The sequence below is a fragment of the Massilia sp. CMS3.1 genome (assembly GCF_051262535.1).
Taxonomy (GTDB): Bacteria; Pseudomonadota; Gammaproteobacteria; order Burkholderiales; family Burkholderiaceae_D; genus Telluria.
This window is the reverse complement of record NZ_JBIMES010000001.1, coordinates 384,966-410,290: the sequence shown is the minus strand read 5'-3', so window position 1 is coordinate 410,290 and position 25,325 is coordinate 384,966. Positions and strand designations below refer to the sequence as shown.

The following is a 25,325-nucleotide window of genomic DNA, read 5'->3' as shown; positions in this document are numbered from 1 at the left end:
CTTTTCATCATCATGCCGGCGCGCGTCCAATGCGCCAGCTTCGAACCCATGCCGACGCTGACCGCCAACGGAATCCGCATCGCTTTCGATACCGCCGGGGACGCCAAGTCCGCGCCGCTGTTGCTGGTGCACGGCGTCGGCATGCAGCTCACCAGCTGGCCCGACGAGTTCGTCGACGGCCTGGTCGAGCTGGGTTTTTACGTGATCCGTTTCGATCACCGCGACTGCGGCCTGTCCACCAAATTCGACCGCACGGGCAGGTCGAACCTGGTCTTGAATCGGCTCACCTCGTGGATCAAGTCGCACCTGAAGCTGCCCATGCGGCCCGCCTATCACCTGGACGACATGGCCGACGACGCGCTCGGCGTGCTGTCGGCGCTGGGCATCGCGCGCGCCCACCTGGTCGGGGTATCGATGGGCGGCATGGTGGCGCAGATCCTGGCTGCGCGCCACCCGCAGCGCGTGCTCAGTCTCACGTCCATCATGTCGAGCAGCGGCAAACGCGGCTTGCCGGGCCCGACCCCAGGCGTGCGCCAGGCGCTGCTGCGCCGGCCCGCCGACCCGAACGATGTCGACTCGATCATCGAGGCGCAAGTCGCCTTGCAACAGGTGATCGGCAGCCCGGCGTATCCGACGCCGGAAAAGCAGTTGCGGCGGCGCGCGGCGCGCGGCCTGCGGCGCTGTTACTGTCCGGCCGGCGTGGCGCGCCAGATGCTGGCCGTCAGGAGCGCCCCCGAGCGCAGCGAACTGCTGCGCTCGATTCAAACGCCGACCCTCGTCATCCATGGCGCCGCCGATCCCCTGGTGCCACTGGCCTGCGGCGAAGACACCGCGGCGCAGGTGCCGGGCGCGCGCCTGGAAGTCATCCAGGGAATGGGGCACGACTTGCCGTCCCAGCTGAACGAGCGGATGCTTGCCTTGATCGACGCCAACGCGCGCGGTAAGATGACCACCAGCTCAACACCGCGCCTGTTCGTCGGGCAGTGAAACCAATTGACCAATCCTTCTCTCGGCGTCGCCATTGTGGCGCCCGCCGGCTACGTGCAGGACCCGCTCGCTGTCGAGCGCGGCCTGGCCTATCTCCAGGCGCGTGGCTGCCGCGTGTACAACTACTACGATCACGATGCGATCCACCAGCGCTTCGGCGGCACCGACGCGGCGCGCCTGGCCGCCCTGTACGCGGCGGCGGACAACCCCGAGGTCGACCTGGTCATGGCCGTGCGCGGCGGCTACGGCCTGTCACGTTTGATGCAGGCCATCGATTTCGAACGCCTGGGGAACAGTGGAAAACTGTTCGTCGGCTATTCCGACATCACCGCGCTGCAGATGGGCCTGTATGCAAAGACGGGCACGCTCAGCTACGCCGGCCCGTTCGTCGCCAACGACTTCGGCGCGCCGGAACTCGAGCAATTCACGCTGGATGATTTCTGGAGCTGCCTGGCCGGTCCAACGCATACGGTCGTCGAAACCGCTTGCGGCAATCCGCAGGTGGACGTGGCCGGCACGGTCTGGGGCGGCAACCTGGCGATGCTGGTCTCGCTCATCGGCACCGAATGGTTTCCCCGGATCGACGGCGGCATCCTGTTTGTCGAAGACATTGCCGAGCACCCGTACCGGGTCGAGCGCATGCTGCTGCAACTGCTGCACTCCGGGGTACTGGCGCGCCAGCAAGCACTGGTGCTGGGCGACTTCTCCGGCTACCGGCTGGGGGAGATGGACAATGGCTACGATTTCGACGCCATGCTGGCCTACCTGCGGCAGGCGCTGCCGATTCCCGTGATCACCGGTCTCTCGTTCGGACATATTCCGCGCCGGGTGACGATTCCGTTCGGGGCCCAGGCAAACCTTAAGTCGAACGATGATGGGTTCCGCCTGACGATGAGCGATTACCCGACCCTGCGGCCGGCTTGATGCGTCACCGGGCGCACGATGGTAAAATGCCCGGTTAATCGCATACCTCGCTTATAAGGCAATATTCGTGCTCTCCACCGCTAACATCACAATGCAATTCGGCGCAAAGCCGCTCTTCGAGAACATCTCCGTCAAGTTCGGCGATGGCAACCGTTATGGCCTGATCGGCGCGAACGGCTGCGGCAAATCGACCTTCATGAAGATCCTCGGCGGCGACCTCGAACCGTCGGCCGGCAACGTCAGCCTGGACCCGGGCGAGCGTCTCGGTAAATTGCGCCAGGACCAGTTCGCGTATGAAGACGTGCGCGTGCTCGACGTGGTCATGATGGGCCACACCGAGCTGTGGGACGCCATCGCCCAGCGCGACGCCATCTACGCCAATCCGGAAGCGACCGACGACGACTACATGCGCGCCGCCGAACTCGAGGGCAAGGTTGCCGAATACGACGGCTATTCGGCCGAAGCGCGTGCCGGCGAACTGCTGCTGGGCCTGGAAATCGCGAGCGACCTGCACCAGGGCCCGATGAGCGCCGTGGCACCGGGCTGGAAGCTGCGCGTCTTGCTGGCCCAGGCCCTGTTTTCTAACCCGGACATCCTTTTGCTGGACGAGCCGACCAACAACCTGGACATCAATACGATTCGCTGGCTCGAGGATGTGCTGAACCAGCGCAACTCGACGATGATCATCATTTCGCACGATCGCCACTTCCTGAACCAGGTCTGCACCCACATCGCCGACATGGACTACGGCACGCTGAAGGTGTATCCAGGCTCGTACGACGACTACATGCTCGCTTCGACGCAGGCGCGCAACCAGCAGTTGTCGAACAATGCCAAGGCCAAGGAAAAGGTCGCCGAACTGCAGGAATTCGTGCGCCGCTTCTCGGCCAACAAGTCCAAGGCGCGCCAGGCGACATCGCGCGCGAAAATGATCGACAAGATCAAGATCGAGGATTTCAAGCCATCCTCGCGCGCCTATCCCTTCGTGCGTTTCGAAGGCGAGAAGAAGCTGCATCGCCTGGCGGTGGAGACCGAGGGCCTGACCAAAGCCTATGAGCGTCCTTTGTTCAAGAACTTCTCGATCATGATCGAGGCCGGCGAGCGCGTTGCAATCATCGGCGCCAACGGCGCCGGTAAAACCACGCTGCTGCGCTGCATCGGCGGCAGGGACGTCGCGGGCCTGGAAGCCGATCACGGCCGCACCAAGTGGGCCGAGAACGCGAGCGTGGGTTACATGCCGCAAGATCCGACCGAGGAATTCCCGACCGACGCCATCCTGACCGACTGGATGGGACGCTGGACGAAAGAGGGCGACGACGACCTGGCCGTGCGCTCGATCCTGGGACGCCTGCTGTTCGGTGGCGACGAAGTCAAGAAATCGGTGCGCGTCTTGTCGGGTGGCGAGAAGGGCCGCATGATGTACGGTAAGCTCATGCTGGGCCGTCACAACGTCATGCTGTTGGATGAACCGACCAACCACATGGACATGGAATCGATCGAGTCCCTGAACATCGCGCTCGATAAATACGAAGGCACGCTGATCTTCGTCTCGCACGACCGCGAATTCGTCTCTTCGCTCGCCACGCGCGTGCTGGAAGTGAAGGACAACGAAATCGTCGACTTCCGCGGCACGTATGAAGAATACCTGACCAGCCAGGGCATCGATTAAGTAACGTAGGGTGGACGGGGGATTTCAGTTCCGGGGGACTGAACTCCCGTCCACGCGTTCAACCAGCTTCAGCAAACTGGCGCTGGCATTACCGCCCCACTAGAAGAGTCCACTGCGCATGAACATCCTGCCGATCCAGACCTACGAATACGACCACCCGCAAGGCGGCAACGCCTGCACCGCCCAAGCCTGGGCCCGCACGCCCGCTGTGCCGTCGCCTGAAGAAAAGCGGGAACTCAAAGAGCGCATCCGCCGCCTGCTGAAGGAAAAGCAGGCAGTGCTGGTCGCCCACTATTACGTCGACCCCGACCTGCAGGACCTGGCCGAGGAGACCGGCGGCTGCGTCTCCGATTCGCTCGAGATGGCGCGCTTCGGCCGTGACCATCCGGCCAAGACCCTGGTCGTGGCGGGCGTGCGCTTCATGGGCGAAACCGCGAAGATCCTGAGCCCGGAAAAAACCATCCTGATGCCGGACCTGGAGGCGACCTGTTCGCTCGACCTTGGCTGCCCGGCCGACGAATTCGCGGCCTTCTGCGACCAGCATCCGGACCGCACCGTCGTCGTCTACGCAAATACGAGCGCCGCGGTCAAGGCGCGCGCCGACTGGATGGTGACGTCCTCGATCGGTCTCGACATCGTGAAACACCTGCATGAGCAGGGCAAGAAAATCCTGTGGGCGCCGGACCGTCATTTGGGTTCATACATCCAGAAGGCAACCGGCGCCGACATGCTGCTCTGGCAGGGTTCCTGCATCGTGCACGACGAGTTCAAGGGCATCGAACTCGACCTGTTGAAGGCCGAGTATCCGGACGCGAAGGTGCTGGTGCACCCCGAGTCGCCCGCCAATGTGGTCGCCCAGGCCGACGTGGTCGGCTCGACCACCCAGCTGATCAACGCCGCGGTCACGCTGCCGGCAACCCACTTCATCGTCGCCACCGACAACGGCATCCTGCACAAGATGCGTCAGGCCGCGCCTGGCAAGCATTTCATCGAAGCGCCGACCGCCGGCAACAGCGCCACCTGCAAGAGCTGTGCGCACTGCCCGTGGATGGCGATGAACGGCTTGAAGAACCTGGCCGAGGTGCTGGAGTCGGGCGCCAACGAAGTGTTCGTCGATCCGGCGATCGGTGTACAAGCCGTGCGTGCGATCGACCGCATGCTCGATTTCGCTGCGGCCAAAAAGGCGCAAGCGCTGCCGCAAGGGGCGCTCGAGCGGAACGCCAAGCTGTTTTCGAATGTGGGGCCGGCATGATGACCTCAATGACTACCTTACGTAATCCGCACGCCGCCTTTGACGACAAGCTGCAGGCGTCGTTCGAGCAGAACATCCTGGCCGCCTTGCTGGAAGACATCGGCAGCGGCGACCTGACCGGCATGCTGGTGCCCGACGAGCCGCGCGCAACAGCGCGCGTCATCGTGCGCGAAGCGGCGGTCCTGTGCGGCGCACCGTGGTTCGAAGGCGTGATGCTGGCGCTCGACCAGGACATCGAGATTGACTGGCAGTACGCCGAGGGCGATCTGATGGCGCAAGACAGCGTGGTCTGCACGATCGAAGGCTCGCCGCGTTCCTTGTTGACCGCCGAACGGGCCGCGCTGAACTTCATGCAGCTGCTCTCGGGCGTGGCGACCAGTACCCGCAAGTATGTCGATGTGATCGCGGGCACGGGTGCCGCCATCCTCGACACGCGCAAGACGCTGCCCGGCCTGCGCCAGGCGCAGAAATACGCGGTGCGCGTCGGCGGCGGCAAGAACCAGCGCATGGCCTTGTATGACGGCATCCTGATCAAGGAAAACCACATTGCGGCCGCCGGCGGCGTGACGCGCGCGCTGGCCAATGCCACGGCCTTGAATGCCGGCGTGACGGTGCAGATCGAAGTCGAAACGATTCTTCAACTGGAAGAAGCGCTGGCGGCGGGCGTGAAGTCGGTGCTGCTCGATAACTTCAAGCTCGACATGATGGTGGAAGCCGTCAAGGTGAACGCCGGCCGCGCGCTGCTCGAAGCCTCAGGCGGCATCAACATGGCAACGGTGCGGGCGATCGCCGAGACCGGCGTCGACCGGATTTCGATCGGCAGCCTGACGAAGGATGTGCGGGCCACGGATTATTCGCTGCGTATCCTTGGCTGAGAGCCTGGTCGTGTGAATGAAAATGGGCGGGTTATCCCGCCCATTTTTCTTTTCTTATACGCCGCTCTCGCTCGCCCGCGCCAACGCGTCGGCCTGCTCGGAACGTATGGCAACCGGCTCCCCGACCTGCGCGGCAATCGCATCGATCGCGACGACCACCTGCTCCGGATGCGCGTAATGCACCATGTGTCCCACCCCCGGCTGCAAATGCAATTCGCTCGACTGGCCGTGGCCCTGTATATCCTTATGCAGGCGCTCGGAATGGGACGCCGGCTTGACGACCTTGTCCTGCGTCCCGCTGATGATCTGCACCGGCACCCGCAACTGGTCGAGCCGTTTGGAGAGCGACATCGCCGCCGGCACCATCAGCGCCGCTTCGGCCGCGCTGGCGCGCAGCTGGCCCGGGCGCAGGGCCATCCAGGGCGGCATCCGGCGGAAGCGTTCCGACACCTGCAGCGGCGCAAACATGTGTTTGCAGACCAGCGGCCAGAGCATGCGCGACACCAGCGGCGACACCGTATAGCGCATGACGTCGCCGATGATGGGAATGGCCGGCTGGGCGGCGAGCGGCACGTCCAGGCGCAGGGTAGGGTAGTAGTAGCCCGACAGCAGCACCAGCCCGCGTACGAAGTCCGGCACCTGCAAGCCCATGGCGAGGGCCACCATCGTCCCCCAGGAGTGGCCCAGCACGATGGCCGAGTCGACGCCGATTCCCTGCAGCGCGCGGTGCAGCAGGCGCGCCTGGGCGTCCGGCGTCCAGAGCGTGCTGCGTGGCCGTTCGCTGTAGCCGTAGCCGGGACGGTCGAACGCGATGACACGGTAGCGTTCGCTCAACTGGGTCATCAAGCCGCTGTACTCGAAGTCGTTCGCGAACACGCCGTTCCCGTGCAGCAGGACCAGGACCGGCCCGCTGCCGCGTTCCAGATAATGCAGGCGTATGCCGTCGACCTCGACGAACTTGCCGCGCGGCGGATTCTCGCGCTCGACCTGCGCGCTCTTGCTGCGCACGACGAGGTAAGAGGCGAGCAGGGCCAGCGCACCGAGCGCGACGCCGGTGCGCACGCGACTGCTTCCTGGGATGGTGCTACCAAACGGTGTCGTCAAAATACTCCCCTTTCGTTAATGAGGCCGATGGGTATCGGCACGGGACCGGCGCCAAGCCGCGCCGCAACCTGCGGCAGCAGCCGTTCGGCCGATTGTTCGATTTTCAGCGAGATCAGGTGGTCGGCCCGGGTGCGGCCGAGGTTGACCGCGGCAATCGGTTTGCCGGCGTCGTGGGCGAGGCGGCAGAAACGAAAGCCCGAATACACCACGAGCGAGGAGCCGACCACCAGCAAGGCGTCGGCCGCTTCCATCTGGGCCAGCGCGCAGGCGGTGCGTGCGGCCGGAACGTTGTCGCCGAAAAAGACGACATCCGGCATCAGGGTTCCGCCACAGTGGCTGCAGTCCGGCAGTTGAAACGCATCGATGAAATCCGGCTCGACCTGGGCATCGCCGTCAGGCAGCGCTTGCGCGCTCGCGTGCGCGGCCTGCGGGTTGGCCTCAAGCAGCTGCGTCTGGACGAGCGCGCGCGGCACCCGCATTGTGCAGTCGAGGCAGACGACCGCATGGATATTCCCGTGGAGCTCGAGCACGCCCTGGCTGCCCGCACGCTGATGCAAGCCGTCGACGTTTTGCGTCAGCAGCGCGCCGATTCTGCCCGCCGCTTCCAGCGCGGCGAGCGCTTCGTGGCCGGCATTCGGCCGCGCCTGCGCCAGTACCGGCCAGCCGATCATGCTGCGCGCCCAGTAACGCCGTTGTACCGCCTGCGAGCGGCGAAACTCCGGGCCCTGGATCGGCAGCCGACCGCGCCGCACGCCATCGCGGTCGCGGTAATCGGGGATGCCGGAGGCTGTCGACAGGCCGGCACCCGTCAGCACAAGTGCCTTCGGGTGGCGCGCAAGGAAAGCCGCCAGTGCGGCGGCCTGGTCGTGGTCATCGAATCCCTCTGCCATCGTGATGCATCCTCCCATTCTGCTGGGATCCTAGCACCCTTGCGGCTTCATCCGACACACGATTCCGGGTGTTCATCACACGGCGCTATCTGCGCTGCCGGTTCGACGCTAACGTAGCCATTCCCACATGACTGAAGAGGAAGACATGCGATTCTTGATTCTTGCTGCGATGAGCACGCTGATGATCGGCGCGGCACCCGCCGCCGCCATGGACGCTCCTGCCCATATCGGGCGCCACACGACGACCATTGAGGACCAGCGCCAGATCAGGCAGGTCGTGGCCGACTTCCAGACGGCACTCAAGACCAAGGACATCCGCCTGCTCTCCTCGCTGATGCTCCACTCCGATATCGAGTTCGTGTCGCCGCCCTCGCCGGAAGCGATCAGGAAAATTCGCGAAGCGTACGACCCGAACGCGAATGGCCTGCGCGCCGGCGGCTTCCGCGATTTCGCGCGCTTCATTCGCGAGAGCAAGGTGCCGGTGGAGGAGCGCTTCTACAACCTCAAGATCACCCAGGACAAGCATGTCGCCTGGGTGATGTTCGATTACGAGTTCGTGGAGGACGGCAAGGTCTGGAACTACGGCATCGAGACTTGGCAGATGATGAAGAACGTCGAGGGCAAGTGGAAGATCGGTAACGTCTGGTGGACCACCAACCTGATGGAATAAACGCTCTTTCAGCGCGCCGACACGGCGATGCCGCCGACGATCAGCGCAAACGCCAGCGCGTGATACAGGTGCGGCGCCTCGCCCAGGAAGGCGGACGACAACAGCGCCGTGAACAGCGGCGTCAGGTTGATGAAGAAGGAACCCAGGGTCGGGCCGGCTTTCTGCAGGCCGGCGCCCCAGCAGCGCATGGCGATGATCGCCGGTCCGATCGCCACGTACAGCAGGGCGGCCGCGAGCGGCCAGCTCCAGGCGACATCGACGCCTTTGATGCCCCACTCGGCGCCCGACAAGGCGGCCGACCACAGCACACCGTAGCCGACCTGTGCCAGCAGGAACGCCGCCCAATCGGCGCGCAAGCCCGGGGCGTCGCGCTGCTGCATCAGCATCCAGCTGTAGAAGGACCAGGCGATGGTCGCCAGGATCATGTACAGGTCGCCGGGCACCAGGCGCAGCGCGGCCAGCTGGTCGAGGTCGCCCCGGCACAGCACGACCAGCACGCCCGCGATCGAGAGCAAGGCCCCGCCGACCTGGCGCCGCTTGACCGGCGCCTTGTAGAAAATGCGGCCGACCAGCAGCATCCAGACCGGCATGCCGGAGGCCACCAGTGTCACGTTGATCGGGGTCGAGCTTTGCAGCGCCAGGTATTGCAGCGAGTTGTAGAGACCGATGCCGAGCAGGCCCAGCATGCTGTAGCGGCGCCAATTGCTCAGCACCCCGGTGCCGGGGTCGAGCACTGCGCGCCCGAGCGGCAGCAGGACCAGCAGCGCGATACTCCAGCGCAGCAGGTTGAGCGTCATCGGCGGCACGGCATCGCGCACCATGCGCCCGACGATGGCATTGCCGGCCCAGAGCAGGGGAGGCACGGTCAACAATAGCGCGGTGCGCGGGGTCAGTTTGCGGTTCATGGGAAGGGGGACGCCCGTCGCACAGCGACGGGCTTGTTACGGCATGGCGAGAATCAGCGGCGGTCCGGTGTCAGGACGCTTGGCAGCGCTTTCGGTAGCGTGTCCGGATAGTCGCGCGAATAATGCAGGCCGCGGCTTTCGCGGCGCGAGAGCGCGCTGTTGACGATTAGGGACGCCACGTCGACCAGGTTGCGCAGTTCCAGCAAATCGTGCGTGATGCGGAAGTTGCGGTAGTACTCGTCGATCTCCTCCTTCAGCAGCGCGATGCGGTGCTGGGCGCGCTCGAGGCGTTTGGTGGTGCGCACGATGCCGACATAATTCCACATGAAGCGGCGCAGCTCGTCCCAGTTATGGGCGATCACCACTTCTTCGTCGGCGTTCGTCACGCGGCTTTCGTCCCAGGGCGGCAACACCGGGTTCTCGACCCGCGGTGCGGCGGCGATCTGGCTGGCGCAGGCGCGTCCGATCACCACGCATTCGAGCAGCGAATTGCTGGCCAGGCGGTTCGCCCCATGCAGGCCGGTGCAGGCGGTTTCGCCGACGGCATACAAGCCGGGGATGTCGGTGCGTCCGGCTAGGTCGGTGACCACGCCGCCACAGGTGAAGTGCACGGCCGGCACCACCGGAATCGGTTCCTTCGTGATGTCGATACCCAGCTCCAGGCAGCGCGCGTAGATGGTCGGGAAGTGCTCCTTCAGGAACTCCGGGCTCTGGTGGCTGATGTCGAGATTGACGTAATCCAGGCCGCGCTTTTTCATCTCGAAGTCGATCGCGCGTGCGACCACGTCGCGCGGGGCCAGTTCGCCGCGTTCGTCGTGGGCCGGCATGAAACGTGTACCGCCCGCCGCGCCCGCTTCCGCCGGCAGCTTCAGGAGGCCCCCTTCGCCACGGATCGCCTCCGTGATCAGGAAGGATTTGGCGTACGGGTGGTACAGGCAGGTCGGGTGGAACTGGATGAATTCCATGTTCGAGACGCGGCAGCCGGCACGCCAGGCCATCGCGATGCCGTCGCCGGTGGCGGTGTCGGGATTGGTCGTGTACAGGTAGACCTTGCCGGCGCCGCCGGTGGCCAGCACGGTGTGCTCGGCCTCGAAGGTCAGCACCTTGCCGCTCTTTTCGTCCTGCACATACAGGCCATGGCAGCGCGGCTGGCCGACCAGGTGCGGCGTGCCGCCGTGCACGCCTTTGCCGGTCAGCTTGTCGGACGTGATGACGTCGATCGCGCAGTGCTGTTCGAACAAGGTGATGTTCGGATGCGCGCGCACTTTCGCCTCCAACGTGACTTGCACCGCATGGCCGGTGGCATCTGCCGCGTGGATGATGCGGCGCTGGCTGTGCCCGCCCTCGCGCGTCAGGTGAAAGCCCAGTTCGGCGGTCGCGTCCCGCGTAAACGGCACGCCTTGCTCGATCAGCCATTCGATCGCGGCGCGCCCGTGTTCGACGATGAAACGGGTGGCCGCCTCGTCGCACAGGCCGGCGCCGGCGACCAAGGTGTCGGCGATGTGCTGGCCGTGGCTGTCGCCTGAATCGAGGACGGCGGCGATACCGCCCTGGGCCCAGTTGCTGGCGCCGTCGAGCAGGGCGCGTTTCGAGATAATGGCAACCTGGCGCGTTTGCGCGAGGTGCAAGGCGACTGACAGGCCGGCCAGGCCGCTGCCGACAATTGCGACGTCAAATTTCATGGGAATTTATGTTTTGTACAGAAGCATCACTATAGACCATTTGCAGTGGATGCGTTCCATACAGGTCCGGGGGCGATGGCCCCCCCGGCTCACCACGACCCAAGCCAGCTTGCACAGGCGAAGGCGACCGCGTCGCGCCAGGCACTGCGGCGAGCGTCGAGCCCGGCATGCGCGATCTCGACGCGCCGGCTGCGCGGGTACTGGCCTTCGAGCGTGCGGGTAGCGTCCTGGCCCGGGATGTGCGCGTCGCCGCAGACCAGCAACACCCGGCCGCCAAACCCGGCCAGGGCTTGCGCCAGCGCCGGCGTGACGCCCTGGCCCGGCGGCTCGCGGCCGATGGCACGGCTGGCAGCGCGGCGAAACGCGGCGGCGCGCCGGAACAGGCGGTCGGCCGCCGAGCGCGAACCGTAGCGCAACCCCGGCCTGGCGGCCTGCTCGGGGGGGCCGCTCACGTCCTGGCTTTGCGGCAGCAAGGGATCGAGCAGGGCCAGGCCTGTGACGCGGGCGTCGTGCGCTGCATACAGCGCGGCGCAACCGGCCGCGTCGCCAGAGGCCAGGATGACAGATTCTTTCATTTCGGGCACGTGAATGAAAAATTCTTTCATCGCAGCGCCAATGTCGTCCAGGCCCTGCATGGTCGCCTGGCCGTCGCTGTCGCCGGCGCCCAGCCGGTCGAAGCGCATCACGGCCACGCCGCGCCCCGCCAGCAGGCGCGAGAGCAAGGTGAACTGGCGGTGGCTTCCTGTGCGGTACTGGGTGCTGTCGGCAAGGATCAGCATGCCGCGCGCGAGAGGCCGCTCCGGCACGTCGACAATGCCGATCAGGGCGTCGCCCCTGGCGTGGAAGCGCAAGGCGCGTTGTTCGAGCTTCATGCGGGGTCTCCCGAAAACAGGCTGCAGGTGGCGTCGCGCAGGGCCGGCAGGTCGAGTTCGCCCGCACCGCTCCAGAGCGGTGCGCCGTCGAGTGGGTGAAAGTGCAGGGCCGTCCCGGCCGCGCCCCAGCGTTCGGCCAGCCGCTGTGCACTGGCACTGATTTTCGATGGCGCCGGGCCGCCGTAGGCAAACCAGTGCACGGCGCAGCGCGGAGAAGCGACGTGGGCGGCGTCGCAGGCGTCGATCGCTTTCACCAGCGGCACCGCCACCTCGAAGCCGCCGACCTCGATGGCGCCGTGCACCGCCAGTTGCGCCCGTAGCGCGGCCGTGCTGCGCGGCGCACCCGGCGCCGGATCCTGCAGTTGTTCGGACAGGCGCAGGAACTGGTTGATGCAGGCGCGCCCGCTCATGAACGGCTGCCACAGCAGCACCCGGCGTGCCTCCAGGCGCGCCGCCGCGTCCAGCGCAAGCAGGCCGCCGAGGCGCATTCCCCACAGCGTCAGCGGCCCGCTGTCGCGATCGGCCAGCCAGGCCGCGGCCAGCGCCAGGTCGTCGTGCCAGATCTGCCAGCGTCCGGCGCTGAACTCGCCGCAGCTGTCGCCGCAGCCGAACAGGTCGATCTGCAGCACCGCATAGCCGAGCGCCGCAAACGCGCGCGACTGGACGGCGGCCATGCGCCGAGTGCGGCTGAGCTCGCCGGCAAACGGGTGGACGTAGAGGATCGCACCGCGCGGCGCGACCTGGGGATTGGGTGCGTGGTAAAGGCTGAAACGCGTTCCAGGCTCGGCATCGAAGAAAAACGGCTCGACGCGCGGCGTGGTCAGCAGCGGAGCATTCATGGCCGGTTATCTCCTGCGCTAAGGGGCCTGGCGCGCGTTAGCCGCGTGTCGAAGCCGGTTTGTCGGTTCACGATCATGCATTTATATAAATTAGACACGCGTGCCGCCGGCCGACCTTGCGCGGAGACAGCTGAGACTGAGCAATATCTATTGATGAGGGTCAATGACCTGTTTGCAGTTTTTCTCAATCATGCATTTTTACGTTCAGCAAGATTGGAGAGAAGATGGCCCAGCTGGCACATGAACTGGTAGACGCGGCGGCGCTCTGGTCGCCGAGTGCGACCGCCTTGCGCCACAAGGCCGAGCGTATCAGTTACGCCGGGCTTGCCGGTGCGATCGCCGCCTTCGCCGGCGCGCTGCAGGCGCTCGGAGTCGGCAGCGGCGAGCGCGTGGCCGTGCGACTGCCGGCCTCGACGCCGGCAGTCGCGGCACTGCTTGGCGCATCAAGCGCCGGCTGCGCGTTTGTCCCGCTCGACCCGAACCTGGACGCCGGCGCCAGCGCGGCCCTGCTGCACGATTGCGGTGCGCGCGTGCTGGTCACCGACGCGGCGGGGATGGACCTGCTCGGCGCAGCGCTGCGCAATTGCCCAGCGCTGCGCTCGGTCGTCGTGCACGGCAGCGCCGCGTCCCCGGTCGCTCCCGTTCCCGTGCTCGCCTGGGAGGCCTTCCTGGCGCCGTCGGGTCCGGCCTGCGTCGCCGATCCTGTCAACCCGACCCTGGGCGCACTGATATACAGTGCGGCCCCCGGGAATGCCACGGGCGCGCGCGCGCTGGCACTGTCGCACCGCAACCTGGTCGCAGGCGCCGCCTCGACCGCGCGCTGCCTCGGGCTCCGGCCCGGAGACCGGGTACTTGCCGCGCTTCCGTTCCACAGCGACTACGGCATCAACGCCTTGCTGGCGGCACTGGCCGTGGGCGCCACTGTGGTGCTCGATGGCGTTGGCGCGCCGCAGGACGCGCTGCCCGACCCGGTGGCGCTGGCGCGCCTGCTCGAACGCGGCGAGATCACCGCGCTGACCGCGCTCCCGCCCACGTGGAATGCCCTGGCAGGTCACGACCTCGGGCGCGCCGCCGATTGCCTGCGCTATGCCGCCTGCGCCGGCGGCGGCCTGGAACGCGACGCCCTCGCGGCGTTGCGCGAGGCGCTTCCGCGTACCCGCATCCATCTGCTGTACGACATCGGCGAGGCATGTCGCTCGACCAGCCTGATGCCCGCGCAGCTCGACGAGCGGCCGGGTTCCATCGGGCGCGCCATGCCGTATTCGGACTGGCTGGTACTGCGGGCGGACGGGCGCGAATGCGCACCGGGCGAGGCCGGCGAACTGGTGCGCCGCGGCGCGCTCGTTGCGCCGGGCTGGTGGAACGACCCGGGTACCAGCGCCGAGCAGTTCCGGTTCCTGCCGCCGGCGGCCGGGCCGGCCCAGAGCGGGGTTGGCCGATACCGCGGCTACTGGCCGGGGGTAAGCGCGCGCAAGGACCTCGACGGCTACCTGTACCTGAACGAAGGACGCAACGACACCATCACGACCGGCGGCTACCGCATCAGCGGACGCGAAGTCGAGAAAATCGTGGTCGGCACCGGCCTCGTGGCCGAGGCTGCCGCGGTCGGGGTCGCCCATCCTGTGCTGGGGCAGGTGATCGCCGTACTGGCGACGGCCCGGCCCGGCGCCCGGCTCGATTCCTCGATCCTGTTCGGCGCCTGTCGCGCACGCCTGCCGCAACACATGTTGCCGGCCATGGTGGACGTCCGGCGCGCACCCTTGCCGCGCTCGCGCGATGGGCAGATCGACCGCGCGCTGCTGGCCGGCGAACTGGCCCCGCTGTTCGCTGACGTGGCGCGATGAGCGGGCTCTGTGGCTGGTTCTCGCGCGAGCCGGCCGCGCTGGCATGCAGCCTTGACGCGCCCTGCGGCGACCCGGCAACCGTGGCCATGCTGTTCGCGGCGCGCATGGCGCGCGAGGATGGCCTGGGGCGGTTGCACGGTGCCCTCGGCGCTGCCCCACTGTTCCGCCTTGGCCGCCGTTATGCCTGCCTGGCCCAGCCGAACCGCTACGAGCGCGTGCCAGGCGCGCTGCGCCAGTTGCTGATCGAGCCACTCCTGTTCGGAGCGTTCGCCCACTTGCCGCTGTTCGAACGGCTGCGCACGGGTATCGAACAATCGATGGCGCCGCCCCTGGCGCGCCTGCGCCGGCGCAATGCGCTGCTCGCCCACGGCACGGCAAACGTGTTCGAGCCGGCCTTCCTGGAACTGGTCGACGCCGATGCGCCCGCCAAGGTGCAGGAAGAGGCCTGGTGGCTGGCCCAGGCACGCAGTCCCGTGAACCGCGCGGTCGACCTGGAACTGCAGGGCGACCTCCCGTACCGGATCGTGCCGGCCTTCGGCGCGGCCTGCGCGGCGGCGGGTGTCGGGCCGATGCTTCCCTTTCTGGACAACGCCGTGGTCGCCATGGCGGCGCGCCTGGCGCCGCGCCACAAGAGCGGGGACGGTCCGCGCCATCTGTTTGGCAAAGCGCTGCGCGAGATCGGCGGCGCGCTGCCGGCCGGGACCGCCTGGCGGCTCCTGATGCTGGAGCAATGGCTGGCACGGGGAAGGCGCGAGGGGGTCGCTGCCGCAGCGCCCTGCGAGGTGTCGGTATCCGTGCCCGGGTAAGCCCGGCGCCAGCCGGTCAGGCGCCGGCCAGCGCGTCGTATACAGCCAGGTAGCTGCGCGCCATCGCCGGCAGGCTGTGATGCGCGATCACCTGGCCGCGCGCACGGGCGCCGTGGCGGGCGCCCATTTCGGGAATCCGGCAGTAGTCGGCAATGGCCGCCGCCATCACGTCGGGCGACATCGGCGGCACCAGGATGCCGGTCAGGCCGGGCTGGACCAGCTCCTTGTGCACGCCGACCGACGTCGCCACCACGGGCAGCCCCGTTGCCATCGCTTCGAGCAACACATTGCCACTGCCCTCGGCCAGGGTCGGCAACACCATCAGGTCCATCGCCCGCATCAGCTGCGCCGTATCGAGACGCTCGCCGGGCAGCCAGGCGCGGTGGCCGGCACCGGCACGATCGAGCATCGCCTGGCATTCGGCGCGCATCGGCCCGTCACCAACGATCAGGAGGCGCAAGCGGCTGTGCGATGCATGGGGGGAGGAAATGAGCCTCAGGAAGGATTCGACCAGGGTCGTGTCGTTCTTGGCATCGTCCATGCGCCCGACGCTGCCGATGACAAAAGCATCGTCGCGCATGAAGCCATCCGGGCCGACCGCGGCATGGGGACCGAGGCGCGGATGGAATTCGAGGCTGTCGACACCATTCGAGATGTGCGACACCCGGGATGGCGCGGCCCCGACTTGCTCGATCAGCCAGCGCTCCTGCTCGGCACTGACGGCAATGTAGTGGCCGACGAGCGGGCGCAGCGCCCGGCGCAGCAGGCTGGGCGGGCGCGTACGGCAGGGTTCGGCGGGATCGCGACCGTATTCGCCATGCACCCGCAGCCGCACGCCCGCCAGCGCCGCCGCCAGCTGGCCCTCCAGGCCACCGAAATTACGCGTGTGAACCAGGTCTGGACGCAGCGCACGCAAGGCAAGCACCATGCGCACGAAGTGGCCCGGGTCCGCGCCATCGCGCTTGTGCAGGTCGATGACTTCGACCCCGTGTTCGCGCAAATGGGTATGGAACATGCCGTGGTCGCGCAAACAGAGGACCACATGCCGGTAGCGGTCGCCCGGCATGTGGGCAATCAGGTCGAGCAGGCCATTGCCGGCGCCGCCGGCATCGAGCCGGTTGACGACGTGGGCCACGAGCCGGGGCGGCGCGCACGCGGGGGCCAGGGCGGCGACGGGCCGGTTACCCATGGCAGGCGGCTGCCTGGGGGACTACCGCAAGGGGAAGTGAGCTCATGGGTGCGCGGCAAAGGGAAGCGTCTGGTGCGGCCGGGCCGGCCGATGGCGAGGGACGAGCAACATTGGACGGTCTCCGGTGAGGCAGGGCGGCGCGGGTCGCTGGTCTGTCGATTATATGGCTGCGCGCCGCCAGCACTTCGGAACCCTTTTTCCCGTTGATACCGGTCAAAAGCGTCCTGTGCGTATGCGAAATTTCCTTGTCAACACAGCTTTCCAACAAGTGCTTGCTGCAAATTTCTTTAAAGCTTGATCTATGTCCAGATGGCAAAGATCTGGGCCGAACTGCGGGAACCCGCTCACTGCTGACCTTGTCTGATTGGCAGTCATGACGTTTTCGCCAATAAAGGCGGGACGCTTTTTCAGGGAGACCAGCATGTTGGTAGATGAAATGCCCATCGCATCGTTCCAGGCGCCACCGTTCCAGGCACCGGGCACGCGACGTGCCGCCAGGGAGCAGGCAGCGGCGCGCACCGGGCAGCAGGTATTCAATATCCGCGTTGCGCTGTCGGCCGGCTGCCATGCCGACAGCGGCGCCCTGGTGCGCCGCATGTACGCCTGGCGCGGCTATGCCTTCGACGGCGGCGAGGGCAGCTTCGATAAGGTGACCCTGTACGCCGAAACCGGCGGCGAGCTCGTCGGCACGATGAGCCTGTGCCTCGACCGGGGAGGCGCGCTTCCGGCCGACGAGAACTTCGGCGACCGCCTCGACATCCTGCGCCGCGAGGGACGCCGCCTGTGCGAACCCTCGCGCCTGGCGATCGATAGCGGCATGTCGAAGCGCGTATTCGCAGCGCTGATCCACATTTCTTACCTGTATGCGGGAGAGCTGCACGGCTTTACCGATTACGTTATCGAGGTCAACCCGCGCCATGTCGCGTTCTACCAGCGCATGCTCGGGTTCGCCGACTTCGGCGGCGAACGTCCCTGCAGCCGTGTCGGCGCCCCTGCCGTGCTGCTGCGCCTGCCCCTGGACCAGATGGGCGCGCAGATCCGCAAGTGGGCCGGCAGCTTCGAGCAGCAGGGGGGCGAGCGCTCCTTTTACCCCTGGTTTTTCCCGGTCTGGGACGAACCCGGCATCAGCACCCGGCTGGCCGCGCTGTGCCGTGGAGGCGAACGCGCATGAGCCAGCTCAACGACCTGCAGGAAGGCACAGGCCTTGCCGATGCGCTGGCCGCGATGGCGGCAGTGGTCGGCGCCCGCCACGTGCTGGCCGACGAGGCCACGTGCGAACGTTACGCGCGCAGCACGGCGGCGCGGCCGGTGCGTCCGCTGGCGCTGGTGCGCCCGGGGAATGCCGATGAGGTGGCGCAACTGGTCAGCATCGCCGCCCGCTCGCGTGTCGCCGTGTACCCGATCAGCACCGGCAGGAACTGGGGCTATGGCGACGCCTGCGCGCTCGGCGCCGGCCAGGTGATCCTCGACCTGTCGCGCATGAACAAGATCGTCCACGTCGACGCGGAGCTGGCCTATGCGGTCATCGAGCCCGGCGTGACGCAGCGCCAGCTGTCGGACCACTTGCGCGAACGCGGCTACCGGTTGTGGGCCGACTGCACCGGCGCCGGACCGGACACAAGCTACATCGGCAATATCATGGAACGCGGTTTCGGCCATTCGCCCTACGGCAACCGCTTGCAGCACGTGGCGGGGATGCAGGTGGTGCTGGCCAGCGGCGAACTGCTCGAGACCGGCTTCGGCCATTACCGCCAGGCGCGCGCAGCGCATCTGTTTCCATATGGGGTCGGACCCTTCCTCGATGGCCTGTTCACCCAGTCGAACATGGGAATCGTCACGCGCCTGGGGATCTGGCTGATGCCGCAGGCCGAATGCGTGAACCACTTCCTGTGCAGCGTGCCCGAACACGCCGACATCGAGCCCGTCGTCGATGCGCTGCGTCCGCTGCGCCTGGACGGCACCTTGCGCAGCATCTTGCATATCGGTAACGACATGCGGGTATTTTCCGGCGCCGGCGCGTTCCCGCGCGACGCCGTCACCCAAGGTGCGCGCCCGCCCGACGCGCTGCGCGCACAGATGCGTGCGACAAGCGGTGTCGGCGCCTGGACCGTGTCCGGCGCGCTCTACGGCTCGCACGCCCAGGTAGCGGCGGCGCGCGCCGCGCTGCGGCGCGCCCTGCGCGGCACCGCCGGACGCCCGGCGTTTGTGAGCGAGCGCAGCCTGCGTGCCGGGGCACTGGCGGCGCGACTGCTCGGCGCTACGAAGGCGGGCCGGCGCCTGCGCGCCAGGGTCATGCTCGGCGAATCGCTGTTTGCGATGAACCGCGGCGTCCCCGACGGACGCTTCCTGGCCGGGGCCTATTGGCGCCGCCGCGGCGGTGTACCAACGAGCTTTCCCGATGGCGCCAATCCGGCGCAGGACGGGTGCGGCCTGCTGTGGGTGTCGCCCGTGCTGCCGCTGCGCGGATCGGACATGCTGGCCGTGCATGACCTGGCCCGGTCCAGTTTCGACAAATACGGCTTCGACCTGTTCGCCACCTTCAGCATGATCAACGAGCGGGCACTCGGCGGCGTGCTGACCGTTGCCTACGACAAGGAAGATCCGGACGAGGCGGCGCGCGCCCGGGCCTGCCACGACGAGGTGTTCGGCAACATGTTCGAGGCCGGCTATATTCCCTACCGCGTCGGCAACCACGCGATGGGCCGGCTCGACCCGGAAGGCGACAGTTACTGGCGCACGGTCGCGGCGATCAAGGCGGCCCTCGATCCGGCCGGCATCCTGGCGCCCGGGCGCTATCAGCCGGCGCTGGCAGCCGGCTTGCAATAGAGGGAAGAGGGCGCTTGCGTTCGGCGCCGCACGGAGCGTTGCGTGCGCGCGCTCTAGGATGTCGGTTCACTCAAATCAAAGGAAATGCCATGTCCATGACGAATGCTAACGTCCAAGCGGCCGCGCTGGCGGACAAGATCCGCTCGATGCGGTTTGCAATGTTCACGACTGTTGATGAGCACGGTCACCTGATCAGCCATCCGATGACGAACCAGGAAACGGACGAGCAGGGTGGCCTGTGGTTCTACACGTCGACTTATGCGCCGCTGTGGCTCAATATCGCGACCCAGCCCGAAGTGAACGTCAGCTTCGCCCAGCCGGAGGACAGCCTGTACGTGTCGATCAGCGGGACCGCCGAGCGCGTGGTCGACCGCGAGCGCATTCGCGCGCTCTGGAATCCGATGGTGCAAGCCTGGTTCCCGCATGGCCCGGACGACGAACACGTCGTGCTCGTGCGCGTCGCGCCGCATGGCGCGGAATACTGGGATTCGAACGACAGCAAGATGGTGCGCCTGTTCCAGATGGCCAAGGCAGCCATGACGGGCACGACGCCGGATGTCGATCCGGGCGAGCACGGCATGATCAAGCTGCAACCCTGACCGATACGCGGCGGCCAGGGCCGCCGCACCTTTCGCCGGTCACTGCGCCGGCGGCAGATCCTTGTCCGACTGATTCGCGCCGGATTCGCGCGATCCGAGTCCGGTTCCCGTGCCTCCCGCCTGCTGTGCCTGGGTATCCTGGGCGCCGCGCGCGCCGGTTTGCATGGCGCTGCCTTTCGCTTCGGAAGGAGCCGGCGTCGTGCCCGGGGGCGCGTCGATCTCGCCGGTACTGTGGGTCAGCTGCGCGCCGCCGCTGCCGCCCGTTTCCTGCTGGGTTTCGTGGGCCGGTGTCGCGCCGGCCTGGCCGCTGGTCGTGCCGCCGATGCCCACCGTGGCCGCGTCCGGCGTCGATGCCGCACTGTTTAAAGCTCCTGTCGTCATGCTGCTCTCCTGTTGGTTGATCGCCCATTATGGACGTGTGCGTCCCGCGCGCCATCGGTGCGTGCAGCGTGCGACTGTAGGACAGCAGCCACGCCGGCCAAATCCTGGTCGGCGGGCTCAGGCTTACCCCGTTTGCATTGGGCGTATGCAGGGTGGCTGAATGCTCACAAAACTTCGTCCCGACATCAATCCAAGGGCAAACTCCTCGTGTATCGTTGCGGCTGGGAATTAAATCCAAGCCCGACCGCCCAGGAGACAGCAGATGACAGCCTTGCCGCCACATTCAGCGACCCATACGCCGGACGCCATCCACGAGGCCATCGTCATCGGCGCCGGGTTTGGAGGCATCTGCATGGGGGTGGCGCTACGCCGCGCCGGCGTCGAGCGCTTTTTGATCCTGGAAAAAAGCGCGGACCTCGGTGGGGTCTGGCGCGACAACACCTATCCCGGCGCCGCCTGCGACGTTCCCTCGCACCTGTATTCGTTTTCCTTCGCGCCGAACCCCGACTGGTCGCAGACCTTCGCGCAGCAGGCCGAGATCCACGCCTACCTGCACGCGTGCGTGCGCCGCTTTTCGCTGGGCAGCCATATTCGCTGCGCCAGTCCCGTCGACAGTGCGAGCTACGACGAAGCGCGCGCGCTATGGGAGGTACAACTGGCAAACGGCGAGCGCCTGCTGACGCGCCTGCTGGTCAGCGCGGCCGGCCTGCTCAGCCGGCCCGTGCTGCCGCGCCTTCGCGGGATCGACACCTTCAAGGGGCGCGCCTTCCACTCGGCGCACTGGGACCATGGCTGCGCGCTGGCCGGCAAACGCGTCGCGGTGATTGGCACCGGCGCGTCGGCGACCCAGTTCATTCCCGCGATCGCGCGCGAAGCCGGGCGCTTGAGCATTTTCCAGCGCTCCCCGTCCTACCTCAAAGCGCGCGAGGATCAGCCGTACCCGCTCTGGCAAAAGAAGCTGTTTCGCCGGCTGCCGGTCCTGATGCGCCTGCATCGCGGCCTGATCTACGCCAAGTACGAAGCCCGGGCGCTGGCGTTTACGCGCATGAAAGGCATGATGTGGCTGGCCGTCGGCAAGCCGTTCCAGGACATGCTGGCGCGCGAGATCGCCGATCCGGTGCTGCGCGCCAGCCTGAGCCCGGATTACCCGATCGGCTGCAAGCGCATCCTGGTGAGCGACGATTACCTGGCGGTGTTCGCCCGGCCTTCGGTCAGCCTGGTGACCGGATCGATTCGCCGCATCACGCCTACCGGCATCGAAACGGATGACGGCCAGCACCACGAGTTCGACGTCATTATCTACGGCACCGGCTTCGCCGCGACCGAATTCCTGGCGCCGATGTCGATCCGCGGCCGCGGCGGGCGTGCGCTCGGCGACGCGTGGCGCAGGGGCGCCGAAGCCTATCTCGGGATGACGGTGCCGGGTTTCCCAAATTTCTTCATGCTGTATGGGCCGAACACGAACCTGGGCCATAATTCCATCATCTATATGCTGGAAAGCCAGGTGGAGCACATCATGCGTTGCTGCCGAGCGATGGATGCGGCCGGGGCGGCTTCGATCGAGGTCGAGGCCACGCCGCATGCGAATTTCAACGCGCGCTTGCGCCGGCGCCTGGCGGGCACGGTCTGGCAGGGGTGCAACAGCTGGTACCTCGACCGCCACGGACGTAACAGCGCCAACTGGCCGCGCTTCACCTTCACTTACCGCTTTCTGACGCGCCACGCGAGCCTGCTCGCCTACCGTTTCACGTCGCCCCTGCCGGGATTTTCCGCCGGTGTTTCGGTCGCCGCGCCGCGCTCCTTGCCGGAGCGCCTGGCGGCGGCATTCCAGCGCGCTTTCCTGCGTACCTGCTTCAAGCCTTTCATCGGCCCGCCATTCGGCGCCGGTACCCAGCGCAGCATCGTCAGGCTGCTCGCGCCCCTGATGCCGGGCGTGCGCGGCCTCGCCTACCGCCAGCTGCAGGTGGGGCGGCTGTCCGTGGAAATCGTGACGCCCGCCGTAGCAGGCGAGGGCGCCGTGCTGTACCTGCATGGCGGGGCGTTTTGCCTGGGCAGCCCGGTGAGCCACCGCAGCGTTACCTCGCGCCTGGCGCGCGACGCCGGTCTGGCGGTATGGGTGCCCGCCTATCGCCTGGCCCCCGAGCATCCTTATCCAGCGGCACTCGAGGATGCCCTGGCGTGCTACGACGCCATGCTGGCCGCGCAGATCCCGGCCGAACGGATCGTGCTCGCCGGCGACTCCGCCGGGGCATCCCTGGCGCTGGCAAGCGCAATCCGGTTGCGCGCACGCGGCGCCGCCATGCCCGCCGCGCTGGCGCTGATTTCCCCGGTGACGCAGATACCCCCAAGCGAGCAGCATGCCGATGCCGCCCTCGATCCGATGGTGCGCGCTGCGTGGGTGCGCCAGGGCCTGGCCTGGTACGCGCCTCCACCGGATGCCGACGCCCATCATCCGCTGCGCTGCGATCTGCGTGGCTTGCCGCCGATGCTGGTGCAGGCGGGTGACCAGGAGATCCTGCTGCCTGACGCCAAACTGCTCGCGCAGCACGCCGCCGCCTGCGGTGTGGCGTGCCGCCTCGAGATCCACCGCGAACGCTGGCATGTGTTTCATCTGCAGGCGTTTTACCTGCGCTCGGCCGCCAACGCCATCGGCGCGCTGGCGCATTTCGCCCGTGAACAGGTCGTCAACAGCGCCGCTGCGGCGCCGCCGGCCGACGCGGACATGGGGCAACCGATGGCGGAAGAACCGCCTGCCTAGCGTCAGGATCGACCATGCTCTACGCCGTCGCAGCCGTGCTTGTCCTGCTGGCCCACCTGGCCTTCGTCCTGTTCGTCGTTTTCGGCGCTTTCCTGGTGCTACGCCTGCCGCGACTGGCGTGGCTGCACGTGCCGGCCGCCGTCTGGGGCGTCTACGTTGAGTCGAGCGGTCGTGGCTGTCCGTTGACGGCGTTCGAAAACCTGCTCCGCCTGCGCGCCGGTGTCAAGGGATACAGCGAAGGCTTCGTCGAACACTATATGTTGTGGATCCTGTACCCGGGCGGCCTGACGCGCGAGATGCAATTCGCCCTGGCTGGCAGCGTCGCGGCCATCAATCTGGTGCTGTACGCACTGGTCTGGCGCAAGCGCATGACGGCGCTGCGCCGGCAGCGAATGTGACGGCGCCGCCCCGGCACATTTCCCTTCTGCGAGCAAGCACATGCCGCGAGCGAACGAAAAACGGCCATTAGCGCCGCATTGGCACTGGCAGCGCTTGCCCAACAGGGGTTGCCGGAGCAATAATGCGGATGTGCTGGCTTATTGTTATCGCTTTTCGCGCGCCCCTGACCGAAGCGGACGCGAACCTGGTGGGTCGTTCGGCGTCCGGCAAGATCGCGGGCGTTTTCCCTCGGAAGTGATTACTTGACCTGATCCCCTCGGCGTGATGCGCGGATGGGACGGGTGTGCGTACGCGATGCGCCGGCGAAAAAACAGCAGGAAAGCGGGAAAGCGAACGGGTAACACCGGCGACTTTCCGACAGGAGACGACAATGCAAAACAGGAGAACACGTTGTGAGTATTTTTAGGAAGAAAAATCTCGATGCCATGGTCGCGGGCAGCCGCGCCCCTGGCGGGCTGAAGAAGGTTCTCGGTCCCTTGGACTTGATCTTGATGGGTATCGGGGCCATTGTCGGCACGGGTATCTTCGTGCTGACCGGTACCGGTGCGGTCACGGCAGGGCCGGCGCTGACCCTGTCCTTCATCATCGCCGCCGTGGCCTGCGGGTTTGCTGCGCTGTGCTATGCGGAATTCGCCTCGAGCGTGCCGGTAGCCGGCTCGATCTACACCTATTCCTACGTCACCCTGGGTGAAGGCGTTGCCTGGATGATCGGCTGGGACTTGTTGCTCGAATACGGTCTGGCCACCTCGACGGTTGCCGTGGGCTGGTCGGGCTATTTCCAGTCGCTGCTCAAAGGCATCGGCATCGTGCTGCCCGAAGCACTGCGCGCCGCCCCGGGCGCCATTCCGGGCGTGGAGACCGTCTTTAACCTGCCGGCCTTCCTGATCATGATCGTCCTGACCTTCATGCTGTCGCTCGGCGTGCGTGAGTCGGCGCGCGTGAATAACATCATGGTGCTGATCAAGACCGGCGTCGTCATCCTGTTCATTGTCGTCGGCGTGAACTACGTCAAGCCGGAAAACTGGCAGCCGTTCATGCCGTTCGGCGCCGGTAGCGTGATGAGCGCTGCCGCTCTCGTGTTCTTTGCCTTTATCGGCTTCGATGCGGTCACCTCGGCTGCCGAAGAAGTCAAGAATCCAACCCGAGACCTGCCGATCGGCATCATCGGCTCGCTGCTTGTCTGCACCGTGCTGTACGTGGCTGTGTCGGCGATCATGACCGGTATCGTCCCGTTCATGAACTTCCAGGGCGTCGACCACCCCGTGTCGCTGGCCCTGCAATATGCCGGCCAGGACTGGATTGCCGGTCTCGTCGACCTGGCTGCCATCCTGGGCATGAGCACCGTGATGCTGGTGATGGCCTATGGCCAGACCCGCATCCTGTATGCGATGTCGCGCGATGGTCTGCTGCCGAAGAAACTCTCGAGCGTGCATCCGAAATACGGCACCCCGTTCTTCGCTACCTGGCTGGTGGGCATCGTCTTCGGCCTGATCGCCGCGGTCGTGCCGCTGGGCGTGCTCGCCGAGCTGGTCAATATCGGCACGCTGGCCGCATTCTCGCTGGTCTCGCTGGCCGTCATCATCCTGCGCAAGACCCGTCCCGACCTGCCGCGCGCCTTCCGCTGCCCGGGCGTGCCGGTGGTCCCGGTCCTGGCGATCATCTTCTGCCTGGTGCTGATGTCCTTCCTGAGCGCCACGACCTGGATCGCGTTCGGCATCTGGCTGCTGCTCGGCCTGATCGTGTACTTCGGCTATGCGCGCTCGCGCTCGCTGCTGAACAAACCAGCCTGATCTGAACCGGCCGCGGCCGGTTCAACCCAGTAGCAACAACCTGGCCGCCGGCGTTTAGCCGCGG

The 25,325-nt window shown here is 66.7% G+C and carries 22 protein-coding genes; 14 read left to right on the top strand and 8 right to left on the bottom strand.

Going from position 1 to position 25,325, the window contains the following annotated elements:
- Nucleotides 1-48: 48 nt before the first annotated feature.
- From ACHAC9_RS01740 to nadC, 5 genes are all read left to right on the top strand, one after another.
- Nucleotides 49-987, top strand: coding sequence for an alpha/beta fold hydrolase (locus tag ACHAC9_RS01740; protein ID WP_435756516.1), 939 nt, complete (start codon nucleotides 49-51; stop codon nucleotides 985-987).
- 6 nt (nucleotides 988-993) lie between these two features.
- Nucleotides 994-1,911, top strand: coding sequence for a muramoyltetrapeptide carboxypeptidase (gene ldcA, locus ACHAC9_RS01735; RefSeq protein ID WP_435756514.1), 918 nt, complete (start codon nucleotides 994-996; stop codon nucleotides 1,909-1,911).
- Between the two features lie 67 nt (nucleotides 1,912-1,978).
- Nucleotides 1,979-3,580 (top strand): ABC-F family ATPase, encoded by a 1,602-nt coding sequence (locus ACHAC9_RS01730; protein WP_435756512.1) that lies wholly within the window; start codon nucleotides 1,979-1,981, stop codon nucleotides 3,578-3,580.
- Nucleotides 3,581-3,698: 118 nt separating this feature from the next.
- Nucleotides 3,699-4,832 carry a quinolinate synthase NadA gene (gene nadA, locus ACHAC9_RS01725; protein ID WP_435756511.1) on the top strand — a complete coding sequence of 378 codons (1,134 nt, stop codon included), beginning with the start codon at nucleotides 3,699-3,701 and terminating at the stop codon, nucleotides 4,830-4,832.
- An 8-nt stretch (nucleotides 4,833-4,840) separates the two neighbouring features.
- Complete coding sequence (nadC, locus tag ACHAC9_RS01720; protein ID WP_435756509.1) at nucleotides 4,841-5,707, top strand: carboxylating nicotinate-nucleotide diphosphorylase; 867 nt, start codon at nucleotides 4,841-4,843, stop codon at nucleotides 5,705-5,707.
- A 54-nt stretch (nucleotides 5,708-5,761) separates the two neighbouring features.
- Here the strand turns inward: nadC and ACHAC9_RS01715 are convergent, their stop codons facing one another.
- Complete coding sequence (locus tag ACHAC9_RS01715) at nucleotides 5,762-6,769, bottom strand: alpha/beta fold hydrolase (protein ID WP_435756507.1); 1,008 nt, start codon at nucleotides 6,767-6,769, stop codon at nucleotides 5,762-5,764.
- 38 nt (nucleotides 6,770-6,807) lie between these two features.
- Nucleotides 6,808-7,701 (bottom strand): NAD-dependent protein deacetylase, encoded by an 894-nt coding sequence (locus ACHAC9_RS01710; protein WP_435756505.1) that lies wholly within the window; start codon nucleotides 7,699-7,701, stop codon nucleotides 6,808-6,810.
- Between the two features lie 145 nt (nucleotides 7,702-7,846).
- On the opposite strand from ACHAC9_RS01710, the gene ACHAC9_RS01705 reads away from it, so the two are divergent.
- Nucleotides 7,847-8,371 carry a YybH family protein gene (locus ACHAC9_RS01705; RefSeq protein WP_435756503.1) on the top strand — a complete coding sequence of 175 codons (525 nt, stop codon included), beginning with the start codon at nucleotides 7,847-7,849 and terminating at the stop codon, nucleotides 8,369-8,371.
- 8 nt (nucleotides 8,372-8,379) lie between these two features.
- Here the strand turns inward: ACHAC9_RS01705 and ACHAC9_RS01700 are convergent, their stop codons facing one another.
- The 4 genes from ACHAC9_RS01700 to ACHAC9_RS01685 all read right to left on the bottom strand — a co-directional run bounded on the left by ACHAC9_RS01700 (nucleotide 8,380) and on the right by ACHAC9_RS01685 (nucleotide 12,669).
- On the bottom strand, nucleotides 8,380-9,276 hold the full coding sequence (locus ACHAC9_RS01700) for a DMT family transporter (protein WP_435756501.1): 897 nt from the start codon (nucleotides 9,274-9,276) through the stop codon (nucleotides 8,380-8,382).
- A 53-nt stretch (nucleotides 9,277-9,329) separates the two neighbouring features.
- Nucleotides 9,330-10,958, bottom strand: coding sequence for an L-aspartate oxidase (gene nadB / locus ACHAC9_RS01695; RefSeq protein ID WP_435756499.1), 1,629 nt, complete (start codon nucleotides 10,956-10,958; stop codon nucleotides 9,330-9,332).
- Between the two features lie 89 nt (nucleotides 10,959-11,047).
- Entirely contained in the window at nucleotides 11,048-11,830 is a 783-nt protein-coding gene (locus ACHAC9_RS01690; protein WP_435756497.1) for a hypothetical protein, read from the bottom strand.
- On the bottom strand, nucleotides 11,827-12,669 hold the full coding sequence (locus ACHAC9_RS01685; RefSeq protein WP_435756495.1) for a hydrolase 2, exosortase A system-associated: 843 nt from the start codon (nucleotides 12,667-12,669) through the stop codon (nucleotides 11,827-11,829). The genes ACHAC9_RS01690 and ACHAC9_RS01685 overlap by 4 nt, the downstream gene beginning before the upstream one ends.
- A 224-nt stretch (nucleotides 12,670-12,893) precedes the next feature.
- Here ACHAC9_RS01685 and ACHAC9_RS01680 point away from each other — a divergent pair, with 224 nt between their 5' ends.
- Both ACHAC9_RS01680 and ACHAC9_RS01675 read left to right on the top strand, forming a co-directional pair.
- Nucleotides 12,894-14,513, top strand: a complete 1,620-nt coding sequence (locus ACHAC9_RS01680; RefSeq protein ID WP_435756493.1) for an AMP-binding protein — start codon at nucleotides 12,894-12,896, stop codon at nucleotides 14,511-14,513.
- Nucleotides 14,510-15,319 (top strand): asparagine synthase-related protein, encoded by an 810-nt coding sequence (locus tag ACHAC9_RS01675; protein WP_435756491.1) that lies wholly within the window; start codon nucleotides 14,510-14,512, stop codon nucleotides 15,317-15,319. Before ACHAC9_RS01680 ends, ACHAC9_RS01675 begins: the two co-directional genes overlap by 4 nt.
- A gap of 16 nt (nucleotides 15,320-15,335) precedes the next feature.
- Here ACHAC9_RS01675 and ACHAC9_RS01670 read toward each other — a convergent pair whose 3' ends face one another.
- Nucleotides 15,336-16,508 (bottom strand): glycosyltransferase, encoded by a 1,173-nt coding sequence (locus ACHAC9_RS01670; RefSeq protein ID WP_435756489.1) that lies wholly within the window; start codon nucleotides 16,506-16,508, stop codon nucleotides 15,336-15,338.
- Between the two features lie 421 nt (nucleotides 16,509-16,929).
- On the opposite strand from ACHAC9_RS01670, the gene ACHAC9_RS01665 reads away from it, so the two are divergent.
- From ACHAC9_RS01665 to ACHAC9_RS01655, 3 genes are all read left to right on the top strand, one after another.
- Nucleotides 16,930-17,679 carry an N-acyl amino acid synthase FeeM domain-containing protein gene (locus ACHAC9_RS01665; RefSeq protein WP_435756487.1) on the top strand — a complete coding sequence of 250 codons (750 nt, stop codon included), beginning with the start codon at nucleotides 16,930-16,932 and terminating at the stop codon, nucleotides 17,677-17,679.
- Entirely contained in the window at nucleotides 17,676-19,334 is a 1,659-nt protein-coding gene (locus ACHAC9_RS01660; RefSeq protein WP_435756485.1) for an FAD-binding oxidoreductase, read from the top strand. Before ACHAC9_RS01665 ends, ACHAC9_RS01660 begins: the two co-directional genes overlap by 4 nt.
- Nucleotides 19,335-19,423: 89 nt before the next feature.
- The gene (locus tag ACHAC9_RS01655) at nucleotides 19,424-19,933 is read left to right on the top strand and encodes a pyridoxamine 5'-phosphate oxidase family protein (protein WP_435756483.1); all 510 of its coding nucleotides are present in this window, start codon (nucleotides 19,424-19,426) and stop codon (nucleotides 19,931-19,933) included.
- Between the two features lie 39 nt (nucleotides 19,934-19,972).
- On the opposite strand, the gene ACHAC9_RS01650 is transcribed toward ACHAC9_RS01655, so the two are convergent.
- Nucleotides 19,973-20,314, bottom strand: coding sequence for a hypothetical protein (locus tag ACHAC9_RS01650; RefSeq protein ID WP_435756481.1), 342 nt, complete (start codon nucleotides 20,312-20,314; stop codon nucleotides 19,973-19,975).
- 262 nt (nucleotides 20,315-20,576) lie between these two features.
- Between ACHAC9_RS01650 and ACHAC9_RS01645 the strand changes: the two genes are divergently transcribed.
- From ACHAC9_RS01645 to ACHAC9_RS01635, 3 genes are all read left to right on the top strand, one after another.
- Nucleotides 20,577-23,072, top strand: a complete 2,496-nt coding sequence (locus ACHAC9_RS01645) for a flavin-containing monooxygenase (protein WP_435756479.1) — start codon at nucleotides 20,577-20,579, stop codon at nucleotides 23,070-23,072.
- Nucleotides 23,073-23,086: 14 nt separating this feature from the next.
- On the top strand, nucleotides 23,087-23,470 hold the full coding sequence (locus tag ACHAC9_RS01640; RefSeq protein ID WP_435756477.1) for a DUF2784 domain-containing protein: 384 nt from the start codon (nucleotides 23,087-23,089) through the stop codon (nucleotides 23,468-23,470).
- A 393-nt stretch (nucleotides 23,471-23,863) separates the two neighbouring features.
- Nucleotides 23,864-25,261 (top strand): amino acid permease, encoded by a 1,398-nt coding sequence (locus tag ACHAC9_RS01635; RefSeq protein ID WP_435756475.1) that lies wholly within the window; start codon nucleotides 23,864-23,866, stop codon nucleotides 25,259-25,261.
- Nucleotides 25,262-25,325: the final 64 nt, after the last annotated feature.